The organism is Falsiroseomonas sp. CW058, from assembly GCF_050563535.1.
In the GTDB taxonomy this organism is placed as follows: domain Bacteria; phylum Pseudomonadota; class Alphaproteobacteria; order Acetobacterales; family Acetobacteraceae; genus Falsiroseomonas.
This window is the reverse complement of the sequence record NZ_JBNXUO010000017.1, coordinates 1-22,984: the sequence shown is the minus strand read 5'-3', so window position 1 is coordinate 22,984 and position 22,984 is coordinate 1. Positions and strand designations below refer to the sequence as shown.

General features: G+C 72.2%; 22 protein-coding genes. 5 read left to right on the top strand and 17 right to left on the bottom strand.

Going from position 1 to position 22,984, the window contains the following annotated elements; translation table 11 throughout:
• Nucleotides 1–43: 43 nt before the first annotated feature.
• From ACK8OX_RS14655 to copM, 7 genes are all read right to left on the bottom strand, one after another.
• Nucleotides 44–709, bottom strand: a complete 666-nt coding sequence (locus tag ACK8OX_RS14655) for a methyltransferase family protein (protein WP_430664904.1) — start codon at nucleotides 707–709, stop codon at nucleotides 44–46.
• A complete protein-coding gene (locus ACK8OX_RS14650; protein WP_430664903.1) occupies nucleotides 709–990 on the bottom strand; it encodes a DUF2933 domain-containing protein in 282 nt (93 codons plus the stop codon). Before ACK8OX_RS14650 ends, ACK8OX_RS14655 begins: the two co-directional genes overlap by 1 nt.
• A 5-nt stretch (nucleotides 991–995) precedes the next feature.
• A complete protein-coding gene (locus ACK8OX_RS14645; protein WP_430664902.1) occupies nucleotides 996–3,002 on the bottom strand; it encodes a heavy metal translocating P-type ATPase in 2,007 nt (668 codons plus the stop codon).
• A 172-nt stretch (nucleotides 3,003–3,174) separates the two neighbouring features.
• The gene (locus ACK8OX_RS14640) at nucleotides 3,175–3,378 is read right to left on the bottom strand and encodes a hypothetical protein (RefSeq protein WP_430664901.1); all 204 of its coding nucleotides are present in this window, start codon (nucleotides 3,376–3,378) and stop codon (nucleotides 3,175–3,177) included.
• A 176-nt stretch (nucleotides 3,379–3,554) separates the two neighbouring features.
• Nucleotides 3,555–4,025, bottom strand: a complete 471-nt coding sequence (locus ACK8OX_RS14635) for a hypothetical protein (RefSeq protein ID WP_430664900.1) — start codon at nucleotides 4,023–4,025, stop codon at nucleotides 3,555–3,557.
• Between the two features lie 93 nt (nucleotides 4,026–4,118).
• Entirely contained in the window at nucleotides 4,119–4,712 is a 594-nt protein-coding gene (locus ACK8OX_RS14630; protein ID WP_430664899.1) for an RNA polymerase sigma factor, read from the bottom strand.
• A 24-nt stretch (nucleotides 4,713–4,736) separates the two neighbouring features.
• Nucleotides 4,737–5,378 carry a CopM family metallochaperone gene (gene copM, locus ACK8OX_RS14625; RefSeq protein ID WP_430664898.1) on the bottom strand — a complete coding sequence of 214 codons (642 nt, stop codon included), beginning with the start codon at nucleotides 5,376–5,378 and terminating at the stop codon, nucleotides 4,737–4,739.
• Nucleotides 5,379–5,618: 240 nt separating this feature from the next.
• Between copM and ACK8OX_RS14620 the strand changes: the two genes are divergently transcribed.
• Both ACK8OX_RS14620 and ACK8OX_RS14615 read left to right on the top strand, forming a co-directional pair.
• Nucleotides 5,619–5,960, top strand: coding sequence for a copper resistance CopC family protein (locus ACK8OX_RS14620; RefSeq protein WP_430664897.1), 342 nt, complete (start codon nucleotides 5,619–5,621; stop codon nucleotides 5,958–5,960).
• Entirely contained in the window at nucleotides 5,957–6,862 is a 906-nt protein-coding gene (locus ACK8OX_RS14615) for a CopD family protein (RefSeq protein ID WP_430664896.1), read from the top strand. Before ACK8OX_RS14620 ends, ACK8OX_RS14615 begins: the two co-directional genes overlap by 4 nt.
• 15 nt (nucleotides 6,863–6,877) lie before the next feature.
• Here the strand turns inward: ACK8OX_RS14615 and ACK8OX_RS14610 are convergent, their stop codons facing one another.
• Both ACK8OX_RS14610 and ACK8OX_RS14605 read right to left on the bottom strand, forming a co-directional pair.
• Nucleotides 6,878–9,397 (bottom strand): heavy metal translocating P-type ATPase, encoded by a 2,520-nt coding sequence (locus tag ACK8OX_RS14610; protein ID WP_430664894.1) that lies wholly within the window; start codon nucleotides 9,395–9,397, stop codon nucleotides 6,878–6,880.
• A gap of 110 nt (nucleotides 9,398–9,507) precedes the next feature.
• The gene (locus tag ACK8OX_RS14605) at nucleotides 9,508–9,915 is read right to left on the bottom strand and encodes a four-helix bundle copper-binding protein (RefSeq protein ID WP_430664893.1); all 408 of its coding nucleotides are present in this window, start codon (nucleotides 9,913–9,915) and stop codon (nucleotides 9,508–9,510) included.
• A gap of 208 nt (nucleotides 9,916–10,123) precedes the next feature.
• On the opposite strand from ACK8OX_RS14605, the gene ACK8OX_RS14600 reads away from it, so the two are divergent.
• On the top strand, nucleotides 10,124–10,330 hold the full coding sequence (locus ACK8OX_RS14600) for a heavy-metal-associated domain-containing protein (protein WP_430664891.1): 207 nt from the start codon (nucleotides 10,124–10,126) through the stop codon (nucleotides 10,328–10,330).
• A 99-nt stretch (nucleotides 10,331–10,429) separates the two neighbouring features.
• Entirely contained in the window at nucleotides 10,430–11,470 is a 1,041-nt protein-coding gene (locus tag ACK8OX_RS14595; protein WP_430664890.1) for a beta-propeller fold lactonase family protein, read from the top strand.
• On the opposite strand, the gene ACK8OX_RS14590 is transcribed toward ACK8OX_RS14595, so the two are convergent.
• From ACK8OX_RS14590 to ACK8OX_RS14555, 8 genes are all read right to left on the bottom strand, one after another.
• Entirely contained in the window at nucleotides 11,467–11,937 is a 471-nt protein-coding gene (locus ACK8OX_RS14590) for a DUF411 domain-containing protein (RefSeq protein WP_430664889.1), read from the bottom strand. The two genes, ACK8OX_RS14595 and ACK8OX_RS14590, sit on opposite strands and share 4 nt — an antisense overlap.
• Nucleotides 11,937–13,250, bottom strand: a complete 1,314-nt coding sequence (locus ACK8OX_RS14585; RefSeq protein WP_430664888.1) for an ATP-binding protein — start codon at nucleotides 13,248–13,250, stop codon at nucleotides 11,937–11,939. Before ACK8OX_RS14585 ends, ACK8OX_RS14590 begins: the two co-directional genes overlap by 1 nt.
• 44 nt (nucleotides 13,251–13,294) lie before the next feature.
• Nucleotides 13,295–14,041 (bottom strand): response regulator transcription factor, encoded by a 747-nt coding sequence (locus ACK8OX_RS14580; RefSeq protein ID WP_430664887.1) that lies wholly within the window; start codon nucleotides 14,039–14,041, stop codon nucleotides 13,295–13,297.
• A 20-nt stretch (nucleotides 14,042–14,061) separates the two neighbouring features.
• Nucleotides 14,062–14,454, bottom strand: coding sequence for a hypothetical protein (locus ACK8OX_RS14575; RefSeq protein ID WP_430664886.1), 393 nt, complete (start codon nucleotides 14,452–14,454; stop codon nucleotides 14,062–14,064).
• Nucleotides 14,455–14,473: 19 nt separating this feature from the next.
• On the bottom strand, nucleotides 14,474–17,587 hold the full coding sequence (locus ACK8OX_RS14570; protein WP_430664885.1) for an efflux RND transporter permease subunit: 3,114 nt from the start codon (nucleotides 17,585–17,587) through the stop codon (nucleotides 14,474–14,476).
• Between the two features lie 4 nt (nucleotides 17,588–17,591).
• The gene (locus ACK8OX_RS14565) at nucleotides 17,592–19,298 is read right to left on the bottom strand and encodes an efflux RND transporter periplasmic adaptor subunit (RefSeq protein WP_430664883.1); all 1,707 of its coding nucleotides are present in this window, start codon (nucleotides 19,296–19,298) and stop codon (nucleotides 17,592–17,594) included.
• A gap of 8 nt (nucleotides 19,299–19,306) precedes the next feature.
• The gene (locus tag ACK8OX_RS14560) at nucleotides 19,307–20,497 is read right to left on the bottom strand and encodes a TolC family protein (protein ID WP_430664882.1); all 1,191 of its coding nucleotides are present in this window, start codon (nucleotides 20,495–20,497) and stop codon (nucleotides 19,307–19,309) included.
• Between the two features lie 119 nt (nucleotides 20,498–20,616).
• A complete protein-coding gene (locus ACK8OX_RS14555; protein ID WP_430664881.1) occupies nucleotides 20,617–21,024 on the bottom strand; it encodes a hypothetical protein in 408 nt (135 codons plus the stop codon).
• A gap of 779 nt (nucleotides 21,025–21,803) precedes the next feature.
• On the opposite strand from ACK8OX_RS14555, the gene ACK8OX_RS14550 reads away from it, so the two are divergent.
• Nucleotides 21,804–22,984, top strand: a 1,181-nt coding sequence (locus ACK8OX_RS14550; RefSeq protein WP_430664880.1) for a ParB/RepB/Spo0J family partition protein, incomplete at its 3' end; no start/stop codon positions are given.

Here is a 22,984-nt window from a genome sequence, read left to right as displayed (position 1 = left end):
CCACGGCGCACCTGCACCGCCACCTGCCAGGGACATGGCGATCTCAGCCGGTCGCCGCACGGCCGTCGCTCGCCGCCGGGCCGCCAAAGCGGGGGATCCACCCCGGCACGCGCCGCATGTAGTCGGCATAGGCATCGCCGAACCGCGCCAATGCCTCCCGCTCCTCCCGGCGCGCCAGGCGGACGTACATGACCACGAGCACCGGATACATCGCCAGCGTCACCAGCGTCGGCCACTGCAGGAGGAAGCCGGTCAGGATGATGATGAACCCGACATATTGCGGGTGCCGCAACCGCGCATAGACACCCGCCGTCGCGAGCCGGCCCGCGCGCACAGCGCGCCAGAGCACCGGCCAGGCCGCCGAGACGAGCCAGAAGCCGAGCAGGATGAGCACCGTGCTTGCCACATGGAACGGCCCGAAATGCGGGTTCACCCCGAAGCCGAGCAGCATCTCCGGGATGTGGCCGGCATCGTGGCTGAACCACGCGATGCCGGGCCAGCGCGACTGAAGCCAGCCGGACAGCAGGTAAATCGTCAGCGGAAAGCCGTACATCTCCGCGAACAGCGCGACGATAAAGGCGGAGAAGGCGCCGAAGCCGCGCCAGTCCCGACGAGTCAGGGGGCGCGCGAAGCTGAAGGCGAAGGCGATGAACAGCGCCGCATTGGCGGCCGCGAGCAGCCAGAGGCCGTAGCCGTTGTCGGCGGGCATCACGACACCTCCCCACGCCCGCCCTGCGCGCGGCCGCCCGGAGAGCCGCCATGGCCGCCATGGCCACCATGTCCGCCGTGCATGAAGAGGTGCATCAGCGGACAGAGCAGGAGCAGGAGCCAGGGCAGCGCCCCCAGCACGTGCACCCGATGCTCGAAGAGCAGATAGACCGCGGCCGCGACGGCGAAGACGGTGAAGGCGATGCCGGCGCGGCTGCGCCAGAAGCTGTCTCCGGCGGCCGGCTCGGGCCCTGAAGGGCCGTGCTGATGATGGGCCGACATGGTCTTTACCTCCTTGCCCCCGCCGCCTCGGTGAGCGCCACGTCGCGGCGGAGCAGGGCGAGGCGGCGTGCCCCCTGCCGGCCGAGGAGCCGCGCGTTCACCGCCACGACGACCGTCGAGAGCGACATCAGGGCGGCGCCGAGCGCGGGTGAGAGAAGGATCCCCCAGGGCATGGCCAGGCCAGCGGCCAGGGGTATGGCGATGACGTTGTAGCCGGTGGCCCAGGCGAGGTTCTGGGCCATGCGGTTGTAGGTGGCGCGGGCGAGGGCCAGGATCGCCACGACGTCCCGCGGGTCGTTCCTGACCAGCACGATGTCGGCCGCCTCGGCCGCCACATCCGTGCCCGAGCCGATCGCGATGCCGAGGTCGGACTGCGCCAGCGCCGGCGCATCGTTCACGCCGTCGCCGACCATCGCGACGGAGAGGCCGGTGGCCTGGATGGCCTGGACCGTCTCGGACTTCTGGTGCGGCAGGACCTCGGCGCGCACCTCGTCAAGGCCGAGTTCGCGGCCGACCTGCTCGGCCACGGGCCGCGCATCGCCCGTCAGCATCAGGCAGCGCAGGCCGAGCGCGTGCAGCTGGCGGATCGCTTCCCGGCTTTCCGGCCGCACGACGTCGGCTAGCGCCACCGCGCCGGCCAGGGCGCCGTCCACCAGCACGAAGACGACCGTGCGGCCCGCCTCCTGCTCGGCCGCTACGCGCGGGTCCTTCACCTCGATGCCGCGCCGGCGCAGCGTTCCGGGGCTGACCACCTCGACCTGGCGGCCGTCGACCGTGGCGCGCGCGCCCTCCCCGGGCAGGTTGCGGAAGTCAGTGGCTGCCGGTGCCTCGATCCCGCGCTCGGCCGCACCGCGCAGGACCCCCTTCGCGATCGGGTGCTCGGACGCGGATTCGAGGCCGGCCGCCAGCCGGAGCACCTCCGCCTCGCGGAGCCCGGCGCTGAGCGGCACCACCGCCGCGACGGAAAAGGCGCCCTCGGTCAGGGTGCCGGTCTTGTCGAACACCACCGCCTGCAGTCCGCGCGCCCGCTCGAAGGCGGCGCGATCGCGCACCAGCAGGCCGTTGCGGGCCGTCAGCTCCGTGCTGACGGCGACGACGAGCGGCACCGCGAGCCCCAGCGCGTGCGGGCAGGAGATGACCATCACCGTCACCATCCGCTCCAGCGCGAAGGCGAGCGGCGCGCCGAGGAGCAGCCAGGCAAGGAAGGTGCCGCCGCCGACGATGATGGCGACCCAGGTGAGGATCGCCGCCGCACGGTTCGCCAGGTCCTGGGTGCGGGACCGGCTGGCCTGCGCGCGCTCGACGAGGGTGATGACCTGCGAGAGATAGGTCTCGCCGCCCGTACGGTCGATGGTGACGGTGAGCGCACCTTCGCCGTTCACCGATCCGCCGACGACGCGCGCTCCCGGGCCCTTCTCGACCGGCTTCGACTCCCCCGTGAGCATGGACTCGTCGACGGAGGAGCGCCCCTCCGTCACCGTGCCGTCCACCGGCACCTTCGCGCCGGGCCTGACCAGCACCTGGTCGCCCGCGGCCAGCGCGGAGAGCGGCACCTCTTCGGTCGCGCCGCCTTGCCGCAGCCGCGTGGCCGTCGCGGGCATCAGTCGCACCAGCGCCTGGAGCGCGCCGGAGGCGCCAAGCACCGACTTCGCCTCGATCCAGTGGCCGAGCAGCATCACCAGGATGAGCGTCGCGGTTTCCCAGAAGAAGACTGCGCCTTCGAGGCCGAGAAGAACCGCGAGCGAGTAGAGGTAGGCGGAGACGATGGCGAGGCTCACCAGCGTCATCATGCCCGGCTTGCCGCGGCGCAGCTCGCCGAGCAGGCCGCTGAGGAACGGCCAGCCGCCGTAGAAGAAGACGATGCTGGCGAGCGCCGCCTCGACGAGCCGCGCACCGGGGAAGTCGATCAGCCCAGGAAGGCCGACGAGCATCTGGATGTGCTCGGAGAGGAGCACGACCCCAACCGTCAAGGGCAGGCAGATCCAGAAGCGGCGCTTGAAGTCCTCCACCATCGCGCCGTGATCGTGACCCTCCTGACCATGGGCGGCGCCCTTCGCAGCACCATGTCCACCATGCGCGTGCGATGGCGCCCCAGGCGAGTGCGGGCCCGCCGCTTCGGCCTGCCGGTGCCTGTGGTGGCCGTGATGGGCGTGCGCGTCGTTGGGGGACATACCTGCTGTTCCGTCAGCCGAAGCGCCGGAGCGCCCATGTGTAGAGAGGGACGAACACCGCCGCGGCGTACCAACCGAGGGCAGCGACGAAGACGAGGCCGAGCACGAAGCTTCCGAGGTCCAGCCAGCGGAACCACGGGATGACGGTCGTGAGGAAGGCGTGCATCGCCGGTGCGGGGAGCACCAGGCCGGCCGCGATGCAGAGCAGGTAGCTCACGACGAACAGGCCGCTCAGTGCGAAACCTGCGGGGATGACGCGCGGCGTGGCGGCAACGCCCGGTTGCGGCTGCCCGGGCATCAGGCGAACACCTTGCGAGGGGCGCGGCACGCCCTCGTGTCCACCTGCGCGGCGCCTGTCGGCGGACGTGCGGTCGGGTGCGTGTTCATGGTCCGCTACTCCGCGGCGGCGCGGTCGTGAGCCGGCCCGACCCGCCCGGGCGCAGCCGCTGGAGCCGCAGCCCCATCCGGGGAGTTGGCCTCCCCAGCACCTTCCACCGCGGCCATGCAGCAGGCATGGAGCCGCGGGAGGCTGTCGAGCCACGCCCGCGTCGGCGTCGCGCTCCATTCCGCCAGGGCGAGCGCGAGCCCGGTCTGTGCGGTGGCCAGCTCCAGCGGATTCCGCGCTGCGGCGAGGCGCTGGCCCGCGTCGCAGGCGCGGCGGAAGGCGATGTCCGCCATAGCGAGCGCGCCTTCGACAGCCCTCTCCTGTTCGGCTCCCAGGCTGTGGAGCAGAGCGAAGACCGCGGGGCGCCGCTGCGCGCGCTCCTCGGCTTCGGCGAGCCATGGCGCGCCCCTCCAGGGCATCAGCGCGCCAAGGCGCCAGAGAGTGTCGGCGAGAGGCGCCGTCTCCTGTGCCTGTGTCATGTCCGGCCTTCCTCAATCCGGTTGTGCGCCTGATCGGTCCGATGCGGCCGGCGCAGTGCCGCATCTGGAAGAGACGTCGTGGGGGGGGCCGCGTTACAGGGCCTCCGCCAGAGGTTGCGGGCAGGCGCAGGGCCCGAGACCGGCCGCAACGCAGTGCCGGCACATCTCCAGGAACCGCTCGCGCAGCGCGGCCCGCGCCCGGTGCAGCCGCACCCTCAGCGCGTTCTGCTTGATCCCGAGCGCGGCCGCGACGTCTGCCCGTGCCTCGCCGCAAAGGTCGAGGCGACGGATGAGGTCCGCCTCCGCCGGGGCAAGCGTCGGGAGCAGGCTCTCCAGGCACTCGCAGACGGCAGTCTCGGCGCAGGGAAGATCGTGGTCGGCAGGGTGCTCGGCTGCCATCTCCAAGGGTGCGCTCCGGCGGAGCCGACGCCGTTCCCGCCGGTGATGGTCCGCGAGCACGCTTCTGAGGATGCGAGAGAGCCACGGGCGGAGCGCGGCGCCATCACGCAGGCGCGGAGCGGCTTCCAACGCGCGGAGGCAGAAAGCTGCCAGCACCTCCGCCGCCGCCTCCGCATCCCCCCCGAGCTGCCGGAACAGCCAGACGCGGATCGCAGCCTGCCCCTCGACGAGAGCGGCACGCACCGCCTCGTCGGGCCCGCCACCGCAGCCCACGTCGCGCCGATCCATCGCCGGCCTCCGCCGCGCGCCGGCTCAGCGCTGCCGGGCGAGGAAGGCGCGCAGCTCCGCGATCTCCCGCTCCTGCTCGCGGATCACCGCCTCGGCTAGGCGGCGCATGTCGGGATCGCGGCCGAACTGGATTTGAATGCGGGCCATCTCGATTGCGCCCTGGTGGTGCGGGATCATCGCGGCCGCGAAGTCGCGGTCGGCGTCGCCGGTGAACTGCAGCGCCATCTCGCGGTGCATCTTCTCGTTTGCCGCAAGGAAGGCGGCCGTCGAGGGCGAGGTCGCGGCGCCCTGCGCGCCCGGTGCGCCATGGGCGTGCGGATCGGCCCCCTGCTGGGGCTGCACGGCCGCGCCCGGTGGGCGCGCACCGCCCATCATCCCGCCCATCATGCCGCCCATGCCCTGCATCATCTGGGCACGCTGCTCCGGGGTCATGCGCTGCATCATCTGGTCGTGCATCTGACGCATCTGATCGGGGGTCATGCGCCCCATCATCTGCATCATCTGCTGCATCTGCTCGGCACTCGGCGGCACCTGGCCGGGCGCGGCCTGGACCGGCGTGGCACGGTGCGGACCGTGGTGAGGGCTGCCCTGCGCAAGGGCGGCTCCCACCCCGCCGGATACGGCGAGCGCGGCGGCGAGGGCGAGGGAGGCAGGCAGGCGGGACATCGACGACTTCTCCGGTTCTATGGGCGAAACGGAGGATGGGGCCGCGGCATGTCCGGCCTGTCAGCCGATCATGACAAAACATGTCAGCGGTCAGGGGCCGCCGCCTTTCGTGAAGTTTCATTGCAGCGGCCGGACGACCTTGTGGGGCCACATGAACAATCCTTCATGTTCGGCCATGCCGAGCTTCCGCCCTTGTCCCCACTCTACCCGTGCCGGTGGAGGAGACGTCTTGGTCTCCTGGTGCTCCTTGTTGCCTCGGTGCCGGGGCCGGTACGGGCCCACTCGGAACTGCGACGGGCGGAGCCGGCGCAGGGCGCCGTGCTGGCGGAGCCGCCAACGGAGCTGCGGCTGGCGTTCAACGAACCCGTCCAGGTGACGACCTTCCGCCTGCTCGGCGCCGCCGGCCGGGCTGTCCCGTTGCGGCGCGACGGCGACGCATCGCCGTCGCGGGAGGAACGCGCCGTCCCGGTCGCACCGATCCCGTCCGGGCCCTGGCGCATCGAGTGGCGGGCGATCTCCGCCGATGGCCACCCTATCCGCGGCACAATCCAGTTCCAGGTCCAAGGGGACCACACGCCATGACCCTCGAATACCTCCAGCCCGGTGCCAGCGCCTGGGACGCGGCGACTGTGGTCCTGCGCGCCGGCTACTACGCTGCGACGCTCGGGGCCGCTGGCCTTGCGCTCTTCGCGATCGGCTTCGCGCACCGTCTCGACCCCGTGCTCTCCGTCCGTCTGCGGCGCTGGACGCTCGGCGCGGCGATGCTCGGCATCGCGCTCTCGATCGCGGCGCTGTTCGTGCGTTCGGGCGTCCTGACGGCGGGGGAGTCGATCCTCGACGGTGAGACCTGGGACGCCAAGATGGCCTCGCGCATCGGCGATGCCTTCTACATCCGGGTGATCGGGCTGGGTCTGGTGGCGATGCTGGCGACATCCTGGCGCGTGGCGCCGGCGCTGGCCGCCATGGGGGCGCTCATGGTCGCGGCCAGCTATGCCGCGATGGGGCATTCGACGCTCTACCGCCCGAGGCAGGAGCTCTCGGCCCTCGTGACCCTGCACCTGCTCGCCGTGGCCTTCTGGGTCGGCAGCCTGCCGCCCCTCGCCTGGGCCGCACGACGCGGCGGGCCCGCGGCGGCGGACCTCGTCGCCGCCTGGTCGCGCGTTGCGATCGGCACGGTGGGCGCGGTGCTGGCGGCGGGGCTGGTCGCGGCCTGGTTCCTTGTCGGCCGCTGGGATCTGCTCGCGGCGAGCTGGTACGGCTGGGCGCTGGTGGCGAAGGTGCTGCTGGTCCTGCTGATGCTCGGCTTCGCGGCATGGCACCGCCTGCGCCTGTCCCCGGCGCTCTCAGCCGGGGAGAGGGGAGCCGGCGAGCGTCTCGGCCGCTCGGTCTGGGCCGAGGCGGCCGTCGCGCTGCTCGTCTTCTACGCTGCCGCCGAGATGGTCTCGGTGCACCCGATCGACTACGGCCACCGGGTGCGGCCGTGAGCGGGAGGCACGGCTTCAGGCCGCGCCTCCCATCGGCGGCCGGAAGCCCCGGAGCCTGAGGGCGTTGGTCAGCACGAAGACGCTGGACAGCCCCATCGCCGCCGCCGCCAGGATGGGCGACAGCAGGATGCCGGCGGCGGGGTACAGCACTCCCGCCGCCACCGGGATCAGCGCCGCGTTGTAGGCGAAGGCCCAGAACAGGTTCTGGCGGATGTTGCGGATCGTCGCCTGGCTGAGCGCGATGGCGTTCGGCACGCCGCGCAGGTCGCCGCCCATCAGCACGACGTCTGCGCTCTCGATGGCGATGTCCGTGCCGGTGCCGATGGCCAGCCCCACATCGGCCGCGGCCAGCGCCGGCGCGTCGTTGATGCCGTCGCCGACGAAGGCCACCTTGCGGGTTCCGCCGGCCTTCAGCCGCTCCACGACCGCGACCTTGCCCTCCGGCAGCACCTCCGCCTCGACCTCGTCAATGCCGAGCTGCCGAGCAATGGCGGCCGCGGTCCGGCGGTTGTCGCCGGTGACCATCGCGACCTTCAGGCCAAGCCGGTGCAGCGCCTCGATCGCGGCCGGCGTCGTCTCCCGGATCGGGTCGGCGACCGCGATGGCGGCGGCAAGCCGCCCGTCCACCGCCGCGTAGAGCGGCGTCTTGCCCTCGTCCCCCAGCCGTGCGGCCTCTTCCGCGAAGGGGGAGACCGGGATGCCGAGGCGGGCCATGTAGCGGTCCGCCCCGACCGCCACGCGCCGCCCGCCCACCGTCGCGGCGACGCCATGGCCCGGCACCGCCTCGAAGCCCTCCGGCTCGGCCAGTGCCAAGCCGCGCGCCCGGGCGGCGGCTGCGATCGCCTCGGCGAGGGGGTGCTCGGACCGCGCCTCCACCGCGGCGACCAGGGCCAGCACCTCGTCGGCCGCGAAGCCCGGGGCGGTCACGAGGTCGGTGAGCTCCGGCCGGCCCTTGGTGAGCGTGCCGGTCTTGTCCACCGCCACCACCGATGCCTCGCGCAGCGACTGCAGTGCCTCGCCGCGGCGGAACAGCACGCCCATCTCGGCGGCGCGGCCGGTGCCGACCATGATCGAGGTGGGCGTGGCCAGCCCCATCGCGCAGGGACAGGCGATGATCAGCACCGCCACCGCGTTCACCAGCGCGAAGGTCAGCGCGGGGTCTGGACCGAAGACCAGCCAGATGAGGAAGGTGAGCGCCGCCACCGCGATCACCGCCGGGACGAACCACATCGTCACCCGATCCACCAGCGCCTGGATCGGTAGCTTCGAGCCCTGCGCCGCCTCGACCATGCGCACGATCTGCGCCAGCACGGTGTCGGCGCCGACCGCGGTGGCGCGGAAGCGGAAGGCCCCGTTGCCGTTGACGGTGCCGCCGACAACGCGGGCACCGGCCTCCTTCGCCACCGGAACCGGCTCGCCGGTCACCATGCTCTCGTCCACGTAGGAGGCGCCGTCGAGCACCTCGCCATCCACCGGAACGCGTTCGCCCGGACGGACCAGGACGATGTCGCCGGCGCGCACCTCGCCGACCGGCACCTCCATTGCCTCGCCGCCGCGCTCGACACGCGCGCTGCGCGCCTGCAACCCCATGAGCCGCTTGATCGCTTCGGAGGTCCGGCCCTTGCTGCGCGCCTCGAGGAACCGGCCGAGCAGGATCAGCGTGACGATCACCGCCGCGGCCTCGTAGTAGACGGCCAGCGCCTGCGCCGGCAGCAGGCCCGGAGCAAAGGTGGCGACGACGGAGTAGGCCCAGGCGGCGCCGGTGCCGATCGCGACCAGCGAGTTCATGTCCGGCGCGCCGCGCAGCAGGTTCGGCCAGCCCTTGCGGTGGAAGCGCAGGCCGGGGCCGAACATCACCGGCGTGGCCAGGGCGAACTGGACCACCCAGGAGGTCTGGGTGCCGATGCTGCCCGCGATCCAGTGATGCAGGGCGGGGATCAGGTGCCCGCCCATCTCCAGCACGAAAAGCGGCAGGGTCAGCATCGCCGCCACCAGGGTGGCGCGCCGCAGCGAGGAGAGCTCCCGCTCCCGCGCCGCGCGCTCCCGGTCCTCCCGCGCGCCGGCGGCCTCCAGCGCGGTGCGGCGGGCCTCGTAGCCCGCCCTGCGGATCGCAGCTTCCAGGGCGCCTTCCGGCACCGTGCCGAGATGGCGCACCGCGGCGCGCTCCGTCGCGAGGTTCACCGAGGCCTCCAGCACCCCCGGCACGCCGCGGAGCGCCCGCTCCACGCGCCCGACGCAGGAGGCGCAGGTCATGCCCTCGACGGAGAGCTCCGTCGTCTCCTCCGGCACCTCGTAGCCGGCGCGTTCCACGGCGGCGATCGCGGCGGGTATGTCCGGGGTGCCGGCGAAGCGGATCTCGGCCCGGCCCGTGGCTAGGTTCACGGACGCCTTCTCGACGTTCGGCAGCGCCTTGAGCGCTCGTTCGACGCGCCCGACGCAGGAGGCGCAAGTCATGCCCTCTACAGGAAGGGTGACCGCGTCCGTTGTGGTGCTGGACCCCGCCGTGCGGTGCTGGAGATGGGTGTCCGGGGCCATGCCTGCCCTCCTTCGAAGGTGTGCTTGGCCGCACAGATGGGGTTTCCCAATGTGGGAAGGTCAAGCGCCCCGGGACCGCAGGATCCCGGGGCAGCCATGCGGCCGGCGGGTCAGTGCCGGGCCATGCTCCGCATCGCCTCGGCGCAGGCCTTCTCGCAGCGGCGGCAGGCCTCCGCGCAGATGCGGCAGTGCTCGTGGTGGCCGGCGTGGCGCTCGCATTCCTCGCCGCACATCCGGCAGGCAGTCTCGCAGGCCATCAGCATCTGGCGGATCACCTCCTCGTTCGAGCCGGTCCGGCGCGAGGCGACCGCACCGGCGGCCGCGCAAACGTCGGCGCAGTCGAGGTTCAGGCGGATGCACTGCTTGAGCTGCGCCACGGTGCTCTCGCCGAGGCATGCATCGGCACAGGAGGTGCAGGTCTGGGCGCAGTCGAAGCACTCCTCGATGCAGCGGATGAGGGCGTCGTTGGTGTTGCCCTTCACGTGGGGATGCGTGCTGATCATCTGTTGCGCGTGCATGGTGGCCTCCTTGTTGCGGGGAAGCAGCCGCCCCCGGGCGCGCGGACGCGCTCCGCCCCGCGGCTGGCTGCCGTGGAGCCAACTCGGCCCGCTTCCATCGGTTTTGCCGCAACAATGCGACAAAACATGTCGCACCCGCCCGGCCCTTGACCTTGCCACGGGGGCAAACCCCACCTTCCGACATGAACAGAGGCCAGAGGAGGACAGGATGGTCCGGTTCCACATCTCCAACATGACCTGCGGCGGCTGCGCGAAGGGCGTGACCGCCACCCTGCGCGAGGCGGCCGCCGAGGCGCCGCTGCGCTTCGACCTCGAACGCCGGATCGTGGAGGTCGACGCGGCAGACGCGGAAGCACAACGGCTGGCGCAGGTGCTGGCGGCGGCGGGTTGGAAGGCAGAGCGGGTGGCGACCTGACCCGAAGATGGCCGATTGCGACATGCTTTGTCGCAGTCGGTTCGCGTTGCCGTCATGCCGGCATGCAAGCCTCACCTTCACGGATATGAGGAGGGTTCCATGTCGATCATCTCGCGCCGGCAGGGCTTGATGCTGCTCGCCGGCGTCGGCTTCGCCGCGGGCCTGCCGGCGGCGCGGGCCGCGGCCGCGTGCGGCGGCACGGCGTTCACCGCCGACGAGGGAAGCGGCACGATCAGCGCCATCAACCTTGCCAGTGGCCGGGTTACGACCGTCCGGATCGGGATCGCGCCGCACAATGTTCAGGCGGTCGGCGGTGGCCGGTGGCTGCTGGCAGTGGGGAACGCCCAGACCGCGCATGGTCCAGGGCATGGCCCCGCATCGGCCCGCATGGCGGTGCTCGAGCCCGTGCCGGGCGCCGCGCCACGCCTCGTGGCGGAGTTTCCAGTTGGCCGCCACCCCGCGCATGTCGTGGCTGACGCGGACGGCGCCCGGGCCTTCGTGACGGATTCGGAGGCTGACGCGCTGCTGGTGGTGGATCTCGAACGGCGCGCGGTCGCCGCGACGGTCCGGGTCGGCGACTATCCGCACGGCCTCCGCCTCTCCCCGGACGGGCGCGAAGCCTGGGTCGCCAATGTCCGCGATGGAACGATCTCTGTCGTGGACGTCGCGCGCGGCGAGGAGGTAGCGCGGGTGCAGGCCGGCCCCTCGCCCGTGCAGGTGGGTTTCCTGCCGGACGGGTCGCGGGCCTATGTGTCGCTTCGCGGCGCAGACGCCGTGGCCGAGATCGAGGTCGCGAGCCGCAGGGTGCTGCGCCGCATCCCCGTAGGCCGCGGCCCCGTCCAGGTCTTCGCGACGCCGGATGGGCGGCTGCTCTACGTGGCCAACGAGGGCACGCGCGCCGCCCCGGGAACCAACGTCTCGGTGGTGGACGTCGCGGCCGGCCGCGTCGCGGCGACGGTCGAGACCGGGCGCGGCGCGCATGGCATCGCCATCTGCGACGATGGCAGCCGTGCGTTCGTGACGAACCTGCATGACGACACGCTGGCCGAGATCGACGTGGCAGCCGGCCGCGTCACGCGCCGCTTCCGCACCGGCCGTACGCCGAACGGGGTGACCTGGGTGGGAACGGGGCCCGGCTAGACCGGGTCGCCGCCCCGGAAGCGCATGAAGCTCATCCGGCCGCCGCCGGCGTCGAAGGCGATCACGTCGTAGGTGTCGGGCTCCGCGCCCGGCACCTCCATGCCGGGCGATCCCGTCGGCATGGCGGGCACGGCGAGGCCGCGGATGGTCGTGGACCGCGCCGTGAGCAGGCGTTTCACGGCAAGCGCCGGGACATGCCCCTCCAGCACGTAGCCGCCCACCAGGCCGGCATGGCAGGAGAGGAGATCCGCCGGCGTCCCAAGCATCCGGCGCGCGGATGCGACGGACCGCACGATGTTGTCTTCCACCGGGAAGCCCGCCGCGCGCATGTGGTCCACCCAGGCACCGCAGCAGCCGCACCCCGCATCTCGCCAGACCTGGAGGCGCGGGAGCGGGGTTTCCGCAAGCGTCGGCGGTGCCGCCAGGAGGCCGAGGGCGGCGAGCAGGGCACTACGTCTGGGCACCATCACGACACTGTTTCCTTCACTGCGGCTGCCGGCGATTTGGGAAGTTCCACCCGCGCCACCAGCCCGCCTCCTTGCCGGTTGGAGAGGCGCAGGGTCCCGCCGTGCCCCTCCACCGCCTGCCGCGCGATGGTCAGACCGAGACCGCTGCCGCCCGTGCCGCGGTTGCGCGACGCCTCAAGGCGTCGGAAGGGCTCGAAAACCGCCTCCAGCTCGGCATCAGGAATGCCGGGACCTTCATCCGACACCATCAGCACCAGCCTGTCGCCCGCATCCTGGAGCTCCACACGGGCGCCGCCGCCGTATTTCACGGCGTTGTCGATGAGGTTGGCGAAAGCCCGCTTGAGCGTCACCGGCCGGCAGAGGAGCCGCGCCTGGGCGGGGCCGGCGTAGGTAACCGGCGCGCCCGCATCCGCGGCGGCGTCGCAGAGCGTCTCGATCATCGCCACGAGATCAGCGGCGCGGCGCTCCTCCGTCTCGCTGTCGCCGCGGAGATAGGCGAGCGTGGCCGCGATCATCGCCTCCATCTCGTCGAGATCCGTGTCGATCGCGCGCGCCGCCTCCAGGTCATCCAGGAACCCAGCGCGCAACCGGAGCCGGGCAATCGGCGTGCGCAGGTCATGGCTGACCGCTGCGAGGGCCTGCGTCCTGTCGGCGATCAGCCGGTCGATGCGCGCCTGCATGCGGTTGAAGGCCTGCGCGGCGTGCCTCACCTCGCGCGGCCCGTCCTCCGGGATCGGCACCGCCGGTCCTCGCTCGCCGACCCGGTCGGCCGCGTCGGACAGCTCACGCAGCGGCCGGGCGATGAGCCGGACGACCAGGAGGCCGAGCAGCAGGATGCCGAGTGCCATCGCCGTCGTCGACGCGAAGGTCGCGTGTTCCGGCGCGGTCGGGCGGAAGAGAGCCGCGGAGAAGTTCAGCCAGGTGCCGTCCGGCAGCGGCAACGCGCCGAGCAGCAGATGGGGCGTCGCATGGGGCGCGTCTTCGGCATAGCCCAGGCGCAGGCCGGACACGTCGAGTTCCGGAACCAGCTCGCCCAGCCGGGCGCGCAGCGCCTCGATCCGGGCGCTCGACTCATCCAGCAGGCGCACCGTCGGCGCCGGCGTCCAGTGCATGTCGAGGCTCGCCGAGGACAGGGCATGTGCCGTCCGGTCGCGCTCCGCGGAGGGAAGCTCGGCCACCGCCCGCTTGGCCGCTGCCAGCCGCTCGGCGAGCTGCGCCTCGCGCGTGGTTCCGAGGACCGCCTCCGTCCCGACCTGGTGCAGCCAGAGGCTGCCGAGGTGGAACGCCATCAGCCCGACGAGCAGCACCAGCACGACCCTGCCGCCGAGCGTATCCGGGACGAGGTGGCGCAGGATCCTCATGTGCTCCGCTTGACGGCAGGGATGAGCATGTAGCCCGCGCCCCGGACGGTCTTGATGATGGCCGGGCTGTCGTCCGTCGGCTCGAGCTTCCGCCGGAGCCGGCTGACCATCACGTCTACCGAGCGCTCGGTGCCGTTGAAGGCCATGCGGTTCCGCGCAAGGTCGAGAAGCTGGTCGCGGCTCAGCACGCGCTGTGGGTGCTCGCAGAAGGCCAGCAGCAGGTCGTACTCGCCGCCCGAGAGGTCCACCGCCACGCCCTCGGGTGAGATAAGCTCCCGTCGCCTCGTGTCGAGCGACCAGTCGGCGAACAGGATGCGGTCGCCCGGGGCGCCCGCCACCGGCTCCGGCCCGCCGGGTGTGCGCGCGCGGCGGAGAAGCGCGCGGACCCGGGCGAGCAGTTCCGCCCGGCCAAAGGGCTTCGGGATGTAGTCGTCGGCGCCGAGCTCGAGGCCGAGGACACGGTCCGTCTCCTCGCCGCGCGCGGTGACCATGATGATCGGCACCGCGCTGCGCGAACGGAGGGCGCGGCAGAGGTCGAGGCCGGACTGCCCCGGCAGCATGACGTCGAGCAGCACCAGGTCGACCGGCGCCGCCCCGAGCGTCTCCCACATCTCGCGGCCGTCGCGCGCACCGGTCACGCGGAAGCCGTTCTGGCGGAGGAATTTGGCGATCAGGTTCCGCATCTCCCCGTCGTCCTCGACGACGAGGATATGAGCCTCCGGCGGAAGCGTCTCCGGTGACATTGCGTGTGGTCGATCTCCGTTCAGTCCTGGTCCAGTGGCGTGAAGCGCGCCTGGGCCGGGCGCTGGCCCGGCAGGGTCAGGGTCACCACCGCGCGCATACCACGCGCGGCCGTGAAGTCGCCCGTGCCCTGGAGGAGATTCTCCCCCACCGGGGTCAGGGGAACGGTCGCCTGCCTGCCGCCTGCCAGCACCACTGCCTGGGCCGTCGCGCCGCTCACGGCCATTGGCCGGTCCGCGGCGTCGAACAGGAACAGCCGGAGCGTGTTCCCCTGGGCCACCAGCTCGGCATGGTTGCTGCCGATGTCGACCTTCTGGCCGCCATTCGGCCCTCGCCGCGGCTCGTGGGCGCGCAGGCTCTCGGGGGCGAGGACGAGGGCCGCGAGGCCGGCCGCCATCAGTCGTCGGGTCGTCATGGGGTGCTCCGTCATGATGTCAGTAGGCCTCCGCCGTCTTGAGCTCCCGTTGCCGCTCGCGCAGGCGCTCCAGCGCCGGCCGGCCGAAGCGGTGGAAGAGGAGCGGGGTGAGGAAGGTGTCCAGCAGCGTGGCGGTGATCAACCCGCCGAAGATGGTGACGGCGACGGGGTGAAGGATCTCCTTCCCCGGCTCACTCGCCCCGATCATGAGCGGGATGAGGGCGAACCCAGCCGAGAGCGCCGTCATCAGCACCGGTGTCAGCCGCTCCAGGCTGCCGCGGATGACCAGGGCCAGTCCCCAGCGCTCGCCCTCCAGCAGCGCCAGGTTGAGATAGTGGCTGACCTTCAGGATGCCGTTTCGGGTGGCGATGCCGGCGAGCGTGATGAACCCGATCATGGACGCGACGGAGAGCGGCTGCCCGGCGATCCAGAGGGCGGCGATCGCGCCGACCAGCGCGAGCGGCACGTTGCCCATGATGATCAGCGCCAGCACCGCCGAGCGGTAGCGGCCGTAGAGCACCAGGAAGATCAGCGAGAGCGAGACGAGCGAGAGGCCCGCGATGAGCTGGGACGCCTCTTCCTGCGCCTGGAAGGTGCCTTCGAGCGCCAGGAAGTAGCCCGACGGCAGTTGCGCCGCGGCCATCTCCGCCCGGATCCGCGCGACGATCGCGGCCATGTCGGAGCCGTCCGTGTTGGCGAGCACCACGATCCGGCGGCGCCCGTTCTCGCGGAGGATCTGGTTCGGGCCGTCGGTGTCCCGGATCTCGGCCAGCAGGGAGAGCGGGACCCGCCCGCCTGGCGTCTCGATCATCACGGCCGAGAGGCCGGCACCGGTCCGGTCCTCGTCCGAGAGGCGCAGCACCAGGTCGAAGCGGCGCGACCCATCCACGACCTGGCTGACCACCTGTCCGCCCGAGAGGGACTGCAACGCCTCCGCCACCGCGGTGGCGGAGACGCCGTAGAGCGCCGCACGCTCGTGGTTGACCGCCACCTGGAGCTGCGGCACCCGCACCTGGCGCTCGATCTGCAGGTCGGTCAGCCCGGGTATTGCGGCAAGCCGCTGCTGCATGCCGTCCGCCAGCGTCCGCAGCGTGTCGAGGTCGTCGCCGTAGATCTTCAGCGCGATCTCGGCGCGCACGCCGGAGAGCATGTGGTCGAGCCGGTGCCCGATGGGCTGGCCGACATTCGCGCTGCCCGGCAGCACCGCGAGGCGCGCGCGGATGTCCGCCGCGATCTCCTGCTTGCCGCGCGCCGAGGGGTGCAGCGAGACATCGATCTCGGAGGAGTGGACGCCCTCGGCGTGCTCGTCGAGCTCCGCGCGGCCGGTCCGCCGCCCGATGGTGCGCACCTCGGGCACGGCCATGATGAGCCGCTCGGCCTCGCGCCCCAGCCGGTTCGCCTCGGCGAGGCTGATCCCGGGCTGGAACTGGAGCGAGATGGTCAGCGTCCCCTCGTTGAAAGGCGGGAGGAAGGAGCGCGGCAGGAAGGGCACGGTGGCGATCGCCACGGCAACCGCGGTGCCCGCGGCGAGGTAGACGAGCCGGGCACGCGCGAAGGCCCAGAGCAGCGCCCGCTCGTTCCAGCGCTTCAGTACCCGCACCAGCGCACTGTCGCCGTGCTCCATCCGCTTCATGTTCGGCAGCAGGTAGTAGCAGAGCACCGGCGTGACGGTGATCGACACCACCAGCGAGGCAAGAATGGAGACGATGTAGGCGACCCCGAGCGGCGCGAAGAGCCGCCCCTCGATGCCGGACAGTGCGAACAGCGGCACGAAGACCAGGATCACGATCATCGTCGCGTAGACGATGCCGGACCGCACCTCCTGGCTTGCCTGGGCCACCACCGTGATGGCGGGCAGCGGATTGGCTCTCTCGCGGTTCTCCCGCAGCCGCCGGAAGACGTTCTCCACGTCCACCACGGCGTCGTCCACCAGCTCGCCGATCGCGATGGCGAGCCCGCCGAGCGTCATGGTGTTGATGGAGAGGCCCAGCAGGTGGAAGACGACGACCGTGATCAGCACCGAGAGAGGGATCGCGGTCAGCGAGATGAAGGTGGTGCGCCCGTTCAGCAGGAACAGGAACAGCACGACGGCCACCACCGCCACCGCTTCCAGCAGCACCTTCTTCACGTTGCCGATCGAGGCCTCGATGAAGTCGGCCTGCCGGAACTGCACCTTGTCGGCGACCACGCCGGGCGGCATCGAGCGCTGAAGCTCACGCAGCGCGGCCTCCACCTGGGCGGTCAGGGTCACGGTGTCTGCTGCCGGCTGCTTCTGGATGGAGAGGATCACGGCCGGCCGGCCCATGCTGCCCGCCTCGCCGCGCTTCAGCCGGGCCGCATACTCCACTGTCGCGACCTGGCGCAGGAGGATCGGCTGACCCGCCCTGAAGCCGACCGGCGTGCCCGCGAGGTCGTCGAGGCGCGTTGTCCTGCCGATGTTGCGGATGAGGTACTCGCGGCCCGCCTGGTCGACGTAGCCTCCGCCGGTGTTGACGCCGAACTGCCGCAGCGCCGCCACCACCTGCTCATGGGTGATGTCGAGGGCGTTCATCCGCGCCACGTCCGGCACCACGCGGTACTGCCGGACCTCGCCGCCGATCGGGATCACCTGGCTCACGCCGGGGATGGTGAGCAGGCGAGGACGGACCACCCAATCCGCCAGCTCGCGCAGCTCCATCGGGCTCGCGCGACCGTCGGTGGACATCGCCACCAGCATGATCTCGCCCATGATGGAGGAAACGGGCGCCATCTGCGGGACCACGTTCGGCGGCAGCTGGGCGCGCACCAGCGACAGGCGTTCGGAGACCTGCTGGCGGTTGACCCAGATGTCCGTGCCCCAGTCGAACTCGACGAAGACGATGGAGAGCCCCACGCCCGAGACGGAGCGTACCCGGGTGACGCCGGGCATGCCGTTCATCGCCGTCTCCATTGGGAAGGAGACCAGCAGCTCCACCTCTTCCGGCGCCAGGCCCTCGGCCTCCGTCATGAGGGTGACGACCGGCTTGTTGAGGTCGGGGAAGACGTCGACGGGAAGCCGCTGGAGCGTCAGCGCGCCGTAGACGACGAGGATCGCCGCCGCGACGAGGACGAACAGGCGGTTCCGCAGGCTGGCCGAGACGAGGATGTTGAACATCGGATCACCGGACCTGGGCGACGAGGCTGGCCGCCTGCGTCACGACACGGATGCCAGGGTCCAGGCCCGCGGTGACTAGGACGTTGCGGCCATCCAGCGGCTGCACGCGCACCGGGCGCGGCACGAAGCGTTCGGCCCCCGGCATCTCGAAGACGATCTGGCTGCCTTCGGCACTGCGGACCACCGCATCCGCGGGCAGCACGACGCCGCCCGCACGGCGCGGCGTCTGCATCGTGACCGTGACGGGGGTGCCGACGGAAAGGCCCGGCGGGACGTCCTCGATGCGGAATTGCAGCGGAATCGCCTGCTGGCGAAGGGCGAGACCTCGCCCGATGAAGGACAAGCGGAGCGGCTGCCCAGCCGTGGTGACCGCGGCGGCCGCCGCCACCTCGGCGACGAGGCTCGGGTCGAAGGCAACCGCTTCCACCCAGAGCCGCTGCGGGTCAACCACCTCGAAGAGCGGCTCCCGCGCGTCCACGATCTGCCCCGCGATCGCGTTGACGACGCTCACCACGCCGGCCGCCGGCGCGTGCACCGGCTCGCGGCCGTTCAGGCCCGCGCCGATCGCGGCGCGGCGCTGCCGCAGCCCCTCCAGCTCGGCCCGGGCCTCGGCGATCTCCCGGGCGGAGACACTGCCGGCGAGGCCCGACAGGCGCTGGACGCGGCCCTGGGCGATGGCGATCTGGGCATCGAGTTCCGCGATGCTGGCCTGGACGCCGCTGCGCTCCTGCGCCGCAAGCACCGGCACGATCCACGCCAGGACCTGGCCGCGCGCGACGCGGCTGCCGAGCGTCGGGAAGCCGCCCTCGGGCGGCTCGATCCGGCCACCCTGCGGCGCCTGCACGCGCCCCGACGCGTTGGGGTCAGCCATCACCTGGCCGACGACCTGGACCGAGACGGGGGCGTCGGCGCGCGCGGTTATGGCGGTGCGCACGCCGAGCAGGCGTTGCGTCGGCTTCGGCACGAAGACGCTGCCGTCTGGCTGGCGCCGCGGCGCATCCATCGGCTGCGCGACGGCATGGCCCGCGGCGAACAGGGCGACGAGGAATGCGGCCAGCGGGACCACCGACGCGGCCGCCGCTGCGCGCTTCGGCAAGACGGTCGCCCCGGACTTCGGCGCGACAGTTTCGGGCACCGCTTCCGGACGCCTTTCCTCCTCCACCAGGGGGGGAAGCCGGCGCGGCGCCGAAGCGCGCCCCAGCAAGACCCCGAGTAGGAGGAACAGGACGGCACCCGCCCAGGCGAAGGGCTCGCGGACGAGGTTCGCGAGCGTCTGGCCAAGCCCGCCTTCGGCATGCACGGCTGCCACGGCGGTCGGGACGTCCAGCGTCGCCGGCAGGAGGTCCATCTCTGAGCCCGCCGAGACGGTGAACAGCAGGTTCCGTGTGCCAGGCGCCGCCAGTGTCGGGCTGCTCGCCACGAACATCGCCTCGCCGGCGCGGGTCGCCTGCACCGGCTGGCCGTCGATGGTCAGCTCGAGCGCCGCACCCTCCAGCGGCTCGTTCGTCGCGTGGCGTTCGAGGTAGATCCAGAGGCGCCCGTCAGGGCCGAGCACCGCCACCACCTCGAAGAGGTCGGAGTGCGTCTCGCCACGCGGAGCGGCATTGGAGGGGGGCGGCGCCTCGTCTCCGTGCCCCGGATGCGCGAGGGCCGCCGGAGCGAGGGTAGCCAGGGCAACAGCCAGGAGGAGGGCCCGCAGGGGCCGGAACATCACAGGGCTCACGGTTCCACTCCAAGGGCCTGGTTGAGGCGGGAGGCAGCCTGTCGCAGCGCAACGCCGCTCCGCCGGCGATCGGCGTCCGCGGCCGCGAGGGAGGCCCGGATGCGCAGCGTCTCGGCGAGGCCGGTCTGCCCCGCGCGGAAGGCGGCTTCTGAGAGAGCGGCGGCCTCCGAAAGCGCCCGGTGACGCTCCTCGGCGAGGCGTGCCGCGGCCCGCGCATCGGCCAGCGCCGTCCTCGCCCGTTCGCGTTCGGCCGCGATGAGGCGCTCGGCCGTCGCGGTCTCAGCCGCCGCGGTGGTGAGTTCCGTCTGGGCCACCGCCCGCCGCTCGGCGTTGCGCGGCTCGTGCGCGAAGGGGATGCGGATCCGCACGCCGAGCCGGCTGTCCCAGCCGGCACCGCGCTCGTCGCGCTCCTGCCTTCCGAAGATCGACAGCTCCGGGCTCTCGCGGTCCTCGACAACCGCGACGCGCAGGGAGGCGCGTCCGACATCCTGGCCGAGGCGTGCGGCGAGGAGACGGGGGTGGTCCACCGCGGCGGCGCCTTCGCGCGGTGCCTCCTCCCAGCCGGTAGCCGGGTCGCGTCCGGTCAGGGCACGGAAGGCGAGGCGGGCCTCGCGCAAGGTCACCTCCGCCTCGCGCAGAGCAGCCTCCGCCTCCCGCGCATCGGCCGAGGCGAGGAGTTCCTCGGCGCGCGGGACCTGCCCGCCCCGGGCCTGCCGTGCCACGTCGCGCGCGAGGGCGGTGGCGCTCGCCGCGCGGGCACGGGCCGCAGCCAGGGAGGCCTCCGCCGTGGCCCAGGTCCAGTAGGCATCCCGGACCTCCCCCGCCAGGGTCAGCCGCTGGAGGGCGATCTGGGCTGCCAACCGCTGTGCTTCGGCCTCGGCGAGCCCGCGCTGGGCTCGGGCCTGGCCGGGCAGCCAGACCGGGACGCCGAGCTCCACTTCAGCTTCGCGAAATCCGCGGTTCTGGCTGAAGCGGTCGTCGGTGTATCCGAAGGCGATGCTTGGCGCCCCCGGCGTGAGGGCGTTCGCGCCGCGGAGCCGGGCCTCGATCTCGGCCCGGCGGCTCTCCAGGGTGCGGAGCTCGGCATTCAGCCCCGCGGCGGTATCAAAGGCCTCCCGCAGCGGCGAGGCAAAGGCAGGGGAGGTCGCGGCGAGCAGCGCCGCGGCGAGAAGAATGCGCGCGTTCACGCGGCCTCCTGTTTGTTCCTGGTTCGGGCGCACTCTGGCGGGCTTTCCCGTCGCCTGGGTTGCGCAATCATGACGAATCATTGCAGCCCGGCACCCGGCGGGGCCGGGCCGCGATGCCGTCACCGGATCGAGGGCGGCAGGCTCCGCAGGTTCCAGAGCGCGGCGTTATGCCCGCCGCCGACATTCGGCATGGTGTGGGGCAGCCGCGCGCCGGCTTCCTCGTCGTACTCGATATCAACGTTCTCTCCGCTGCCAGTGATGCGCCTCACCGGAAGCGAGACGACAGGGCGCGGCGTGGCGGTGGTGTCGTACTCGATTTCGACGTTCTCGCCGCTGCCCGTCATGCGCTTGACAGGCAGGGTGACGACGGGCGAGGCACGGTCGGAGTAGATCTGGACGGGCAACCGCCCGAGTTGCGTCACCTCGAGCGAGATCACCGGCTGCCCGTCGGCACGGGCGAGGCCCGGTGCAGCGGCAAGGCCGGCAGCAAGCGCGAGGGCAAGGGTGACGCGGATACGCGTGGGCATGGGTTCTCTCTCCGAAGCAGCCAGGCACCCCTTCGGTGCGGCACGACGGAGAATGGCGGCGTGTTGTTGCGGCATGGCACCGTCGGCGCGACAAAGGATGCTGCGCCTGTCGCAATCGGACGAAGTCGTCACATTGCAACGGATCGGCCGTGGGGCAGCCGCTTGCATCCGCAAGCACGGTTGATCGTAACCAACGCGCAGGCTGCCACTTGGAGACGCGCGCTGCCGGTGCCGCCCAGAGTAAGGATCCTGAAGAACGGATTGAGCCGGTGCGCATCGGCATAGGACGGGGCTGACCCTGGCACTGGCGTCTCCCCCGCCACTGGCGGGGGCCGCGCCCTACTCGCGGCCGCTGGCCACTACCGCAGCCGCCGGCGGTCTCTCCGCCCTGTGGGTCACACGCGCGGACGTCGCGGAAGCCGAAGCGCGTGCCGTCGCGCGGCAGGGCCACCGCCCGTCGGCCGCGCTGCCGGTTCGTCCGCGACCTGCCGCTCGCGCTTAGGCACGCCAGCTGCACGGTCCTCCTCGGTCCAGATGGCCGACCTGTCCGGGCCGATCGCCGCCGCCGTCCAGCTGAGCACCCGCTTGGCGCCCGGGCTCCAGCCCGTGGCACGGCCGGCGAAGTCCATCTCGATGATGGCATGATCGGTCGCGCTGCTGACCTATCTGCGGAAGCGCCGCGTCGTCGGTCGGGATCAGAGACAGAGAACCGAGAGGGATTTCGTGACGGGATCGGGGTCGGGAGAGAGGCTCCCGGCCGGCCCGTTATGGAGAGCCCCATGTCGAAGTCCACGCCGAAGATCGCGCTGTCCGCCTCGCGCGACATCCCGTTCAACCGCCTCGTGCTCAGCCAGGCCAACGTCCGCCGCATCAAGGCCGGCATCGCCATCGAGGAGCTGGCCGAGGACATTGCCCGCCGCACCCTGCTCCAGAGCCTCACCGTTCGCCCCGTGCTCGACGCAGACGGGGTGGAGACCGGGATGTTCGACGTCCCATCGGGCGGGCGGCGGTACCGCGCGCTGGAGCTCCTTGTGAAGCAGAAGCGCCTCGCCCGCACCGCGCCGATCCCTTGCGTCATCCGCACCGAGGGCCTCGCCGAGGAGGACAGCCTGGCCGAGAACGTGCAGCGCGCGCCGCTGCACCCGCTCGACCAGTTCCGCGCCTTCCAGGCCCTGCGCGAGAAGGGCAGGAGCGAGGAGGAGATCGCTGCGGCCTTCTTCGTGTCGGGCGCCGTCGTGAAGCAGCGGCTGCGGCTGGCCGCCGTCTCGCCGCGGCTGCTCGACGTCTACGCCGAGGACGGCATGACGCTCGATCAGCTGATGGCCTTCACCGTCAGCCCCGACCACGCCAGGCAGGAGGCGGTGTGGGACGCACTTCAGCGCTTGCCGATCCGCGAGCCCCACCAAATCCGCCGCCTGCTGACGGAGGGCGCCGTCCGCGCCTCCGACCGCCGGGCGCGCTTCGTCGGCGCCGCAGCCTACGAGGCAGCGGGCGGGATCATCCTGCGCGACCTCTTCGCGGCCGACGATGGCGGCTGGTGGCAGGATCCCGTGACCCTCGACCGGCTCGCGCATGAGCGACTGACGCGCGAGGCGGAGGCGATCCGGGCGGAGGGCTGGCGTTGGGTCGAGGCGGCGCCGGACTTCCCGTATGGCCACACCTACGGCTTGCGCCGCCTGGCCGGCACGGCCGAGCCGCTGAGCGAGGAGGAAGCGGCGCGGCGTGCGAGACTGCAGGCCGAGTACGAAGAGCTGGAGCGGGCCTGTGCCGAGGCCGACGACGTGCCGGAGGAAACCGACGCGCGGCTGGCCGAGATCGAGGAGGCGATTGCCGCCCTCGACGAGCGGCCGGTCGCCTATGATCCGGCGGAGACCGCCCGCGCCGGCGCCTTCGTCAGCATCGATGGCTCGGGCGCCCTGCGCGTCGAGCGCGGCTACGTCCGTCCGGAGGACGAGGCGCC